The sequence below is a fragment of the Mycobacterium sp. genome (genome assembly GCF_032159765.1).
Classification (GTDB): Bacteria; Actinomycetota; Actinomycetes; order Mycobacteriales; family Mycobacteriaceae; genus Mycobacterium.
In genome coordinates this window covers 1-4,373 of record NZ_JAVHWM010000036.1, presented here as the reverse complement: position 1 = coordinate 4,373, position 4,373 = coordinate 1, and the positions used below count along the sequence as shown (strand labels likewise).

Annotated in this window: 4 protein-coding genes; all 4 read left to right on the top strand. The window is 66.2% G+C overall.

The window, feature by feature from the left end; all coding sequences use genetic code 11:
- Positions 1-113 precede the first annotated feature (113 nt).
- From QOH60_RS04045 to QOH60_RS04030, 4 genes are read left to right on the top strand one after another with little or no spacing between them, the layout of a single operon-like run.
- Positions 114-1,763, top strand: coding sequence for an alkaline phosphatase D family protein (locus tag QOH60_RS04045; RefSeq protein WP_526417358.1), 1,650 nt, complete (start codon positions 114-116; stop codon positions 1,761-1,763).
- 39 nt (positions 1,764-1,802) lie between these two features.
- The gene (locus QOH60_RS04040; RefSeq protein WP_526417356.1) at positions 1,803-2,564 is read left to right on the top strand and encodes a phosphatase PAP2 family protein; all 762 of its coding nucleotides are present in this window, start codon (positions 1,803-1,805) and stop codon (positions 2,562-2,564) included.
- A 24-nt stretch (positions 2,565-2,588) separates the two neighbouring features.
- Positions 2,589-3,302: a phosphatase PAP2 family protein gene (locus QOH60_RS04035; protein WP_526417354.1), complete on the top strand. Its 714-nt coding sequence runs from the start codon at positions 2,589-2,591 to the stop codon at positions 3,300-3,302.
- A complete protein-coding gene (locus QOH60_RS04030; protein ID WP_526417352.1) occupies positions 3,299-4,195 on the top strand; it encodes a diacylglycerol/lipid kinase family protein in 897 nt (298 codons plus the stop codon). Before QOH60_RS04035 ends, QOH60_RS04030 begins: the two co-directional genes overlap by 4 nt.
- The last annotated feature ends 178 nt before the right edge of the window (positions 4,196-4,373 follow it).

Here is a 4,373-nt window from a genome sequence, read left to right as displayed (position 1 = left end):
CTGCGGCGGCATCCACAGAGGCGCCTCCGGTAGCTGGATAGCCGACTGCCGCAACCATGCAGAAGTATTTGACGGAGCAAAGACGGCAACGCCAGTGTACGTAGGGTGATTCGGTGGCACTCTTGCTCGGCCCTGCCCTACGGCACGTTTCTGACACCACCGCGCTGGTGTGGGTGCAAACAGAGAGCGCGGCAACGGTTGAGGTCCTCGGTTGCTCTGCGCGGACGTTCGCCGTCCAGGATCATCACTTCGCTCTCGTCGCGGTGACCGGGCTGACCCCAGACACCGTCACCGAATATGACGTCAAGGTCGACGGAAAACGGGTCTGGCCGCTTGCGGACTCGCCGTTCCCGCCCAGCGTCATCCGCACCCGCGGGCCCGCGTCGACGCACCGACTGCAGGCGATCTTCGGATCGTGTCGATACCCCAAGACCGGCGATCAGAAGGTCGACTCCAGGCTCGAGCGCGACGCGCTTGACGTATACGCCACCCGGATGGCCACGCAGCCGATCGACGACTGGCCCGAGGCGCTCATTCTGCTCGGCGACCAGTTGTACGCCGACGAACTCACGCCGGAGTTGAGGCGACGCCTGGCAGGCCGCCGAACCGGTAGGAATCGGCGTGGCCAGCGCCCGCCGGACGAGGTGGTGAGCTTCGCCGAATACGAACGGCTGTACCGCCATTCGTGGGGCGACCCCGAGATCAGATGGCTGATGTCCACGGTTCCCACCGCGATGATCTTCGACGATCACGACATCAGGGACGACTGGAACACGTCGAAATCCTGGCGTGCGGACATGAACGAGAAGCCGTGGTGGCGTGAGCGGATCCGAGCCGGGCTGGCGTCCTACTGGGTGTATCAGCACCTGGGCAATATGAGCCCGGCTGAGTTGGCCGACGACGAGGACTATCAGCGCCTGGTTACGACGGATGGCGACACCTGGGCGCAGCTCGTCGATTTGGCCGACCGTGCCGACAAAGAGGTGGACCGCAACAAGGGCATCAGGTTCAGCTATCGATGGGACCTCGGCCGCAGCCGGCTCATCATGATCGACTCACGTAACGGTCGAATCCTCGACTCGGGAGAACGCATGATGGTCGGGGACCGCGAGTTCAGATGGCTGGAGACGCAGGCCACCGACGGTCTCGCCGAGTTGGATCATTTGATGCTGGCCACGTCGGTGCCGTGGCTGATGCCGCCCGCCATCGGAGACCTGGAGGCGGTCAATGAGCGGAACGCCGACCGGCCCGGCCTACGCGGGAGGCTTGCCGAAAAGACCCGCAGGGCAGTCGATTTAGAACACTGGCCCGCTTTCTACAAGTCATTCGTGCGATTGGCCGAAATGATCGCCCGCGTCGCAGGCCATCCCGACGGACCCGCGACAGTCAGCGTGCTCTCCGGGGACGTGCACCACTGTTATGCCGCGCGCGCCGAGTGGGCGGGTGAATCTGTTCAGTCGCCGGGCGCCGCGGTGCATCAACTGGTGTGCTCGCCGATGAACAACTATGTGCCGCTGTTCCTCAAACCGGCGTTCACACTGAGTTGGTCACATCCCGCGGCGACGGTCGCCCGATGGTGGGCACGCCGACACGGCGTCCCCCCGCTCCCATTGTCGTGGGCGAACACTTGCGGCCCACTGTTCGGAAACACCATCGCCACGATGCACGTCGACGGCCGCAACGCCGAAGTGCTTTTCGAGCAGCCGCGTGGCTCGGATGCGCTGGAGGAAGTCGGCCGCGTTGCGCTCACTCGACCGTCCTGACGGGTGTACGGGGCCGCAGGCCGGGGAACACGAAAAGGCATGGCGAACGGGCTGAGGCGCACGATAGACCGCCATCTGGCCGTGGCCGACGAGCGCTTCGGGCTGCGGTTGGGCGCGGGCCTGGTTGGCACGCTCATCGCCGCGGTCACGTTCGCGATGCTGCTCTTGCTCGTTCGCGGGGGCTGGGGGCCGCTGCGCAGACTCGATACCGCGGCTGCCGAGGCTTTCAATCAGATCGACTCCGATCGGCCCGAGTTGGCGAAGACGGCCGAGGTCGTCAGCGATGTGTTCGACCCGAACGTGTTCCGCGTTGTGCTCACGGTGATCGCGGTGGTGTACGTGGTCAACGGCGAACGGCGCCACGCGGCGTGGCTCGTCACCACCGTCTTCGGCGGTGCGGCGCTCGGTTTTGCGCTGAAGGAGATCGTCGGGCGAGCCCGCCCAGTGCTACCGGATCCGGTCTCGTCGGCGCCCGGGTCGTCGTTTCCTTCCGGTCACGCGCTGGGCGCGACAGTCGGCTGCTGCCTGCTGCTGTTGATCAGCCTTCGTTTCCTGTCGCGCCGCGGACGGGTGGCCGCTGTGATCGCCGCCGTCTTGATCGTCGGGGCCGTCGCGCTCGCCCGTGTCGTGCTCGGCGTCCATTTCGTCAGCGATGTCCTGGCCGGCATCACGCTCGGCATCGGCTGGGTGGCCGTGACGACCTCGGCGTACGTCGCATGGCGGCGGGAGACGGGGCAACCGGTCGAGCGGCCGGCCGAGGTCGGCACCAAGGAGCAACCAATCGGGCCGAGGATAAATTAACGGCTGCGGGGGTATCTCCTATACGTGCGCAGATCCGGTTTTGCCAGCATCGCCCGGGATGTCGCGTGGCTTATCGTTCCGGCCGTCTGCCTCGTTGCGGCGATGGTGGGGCTGGGATACCTCGTCACCGAGGTGCTGCCGTCCACAGCGATCGGGAGATGGGATGCCGATGTGCCGAGACGGCTCGTGGAGTATCGCCAGCAGGAGGGCATCTCGGAGAGCAAGCTCATCACGTCGCTGTCTGAGACGACGACGATCGTGGTTCTGACAGCAATCGCCGCTGTGGCTTTCCGGTGGAAGTTCGGCCGGTGGCGCGAGTCACTGGTCGTCATCTACGCGGTGGTCGGGGAGACGAGCATCTTCGTGGCGACGACACTTCTCATCGATCGCCCGCGGCCGAACGTGCCGAAACTTGATGCAGCACCGCCCACTTCATCGTTCCCGTCAGGCCACACCGCCGCCGCCGTGTGCTTCTACGGCTCGGTCGCCGCGATCATCCTCTGGCATACCCGGCATCGGTGGATGCACGTTGTAGCGGTCCTCGTGTGCGCGGCGGTGCCGCTGACCATTGCCGTCAGCCGCGTGTATCGCGGCATGCATTACCCGACGGATGTGCTCGCCGGTGGGCTGCTCGGCGGGATCTGGCTGACCGTCGTGATCTTGTATGTGCGTACCCATGACTGCGGCGGCCGGCGCGACGCCGCCGTTGACGCCGACACGAGTCTGGTGACTCGATGAAGCGTGCCGCGATAATCCTCAATCCCGCGACGGCGGATGTATCGGCCCTGCGTGAGGCCGTTGAGGAAACCATGCCCGCTGCCGGTTGGTCGACGCCCATGTGGCTGGAGACCACGCCTGACGATCCGGGCGCCGGCATGGCCGAGGCCGCGGTGGCGGCTGGTGTTCAACTGGTCGCGATCTGCGGCGGTGACGGCACGATAATGGCCTGCCTCGGCACCCTGGCAGGCACAGACGTGCCGGTCGCGCTCCTCCCGCTCGGCACCGGCAACCTGCTCGCCCGCAACCTCGGCGTGCCGATCGAGCTCGCCGACGCCCTCGCCGTGGCCGTCAACGGTGAAGACCGGCGCATCGACCTCGGCCGGGTCGGCGACCAGTTGTTCTCAGTGATGGCCGGCATCGGCTTCGACGCGGCGATGATGGCCGACGCCTCTGAAGGTTTGAAAAAACTTGCCGGCTGGCCTGCCTATGTATTCAGCGGCCTCCGGCACCTGCGCGACCCGGTGATGCAGGTGCAGCTGCGCATCGATGACGGCCCTCCGCTGCGCCGGCAGGCCCGCACGGTGTTGGTCGGCAATGTCGGACGGCTGCAGGGCGGTCTCGAGTTGCTGCCGGATGCAGCGGTCGACGACGGACTGCTCGACGTGGTCGTCGTCGCACCGCGGACGTTGCGCGAGTGGATCCAGTTGGCGTGGCGGGTCTTTCGCCGCGATCGCAAACAGCATCCGCACCTCGAACGCTTCCGTGGCCGCAGGGTCCTCGTCGAGGCCGATCGGATCGTGCCCCGGCAGATCGACGGTGAGGTCATCGACAACGGGCGAAATCTTGACGCGCGGATCCAGCCCGGCGCTCTGGTCATCCGCGTGCCAGAGCCGGTGGCGACAGCGGCCTAACGAAGGAGCCTGAGATGAGCACTGCGATGCGCGTGCCGGAGACGACCACCATCTCCGGCGACGAGCTCTCCGCCGACGACGCTGTCACGACGCTGCGACGGTACGGGCGCTGGAACTTGGTCAAGAACTCATTCATCCGCTTCAGATACGCCGACGGCTTCACCAACGCGCGCGCCCT

Bases quoted from the DNA above. Each gene is read 5' to 3' on its own strand.
- QOH60_RS04040 (WP_526417356.1), top strand. From the start codon at position 1,803: ATGGCGAACGGGCTGAGGCGCACGATAGACCGCCATCTGGCCGTGGCC.
- QOH60_RS04030 (WP_526417352.1), top strand. From the start codon at position 3,299: ATGAAGCGTGCCGCGATAATCCTCAATCCCGCGACGGCGGATGTATCG.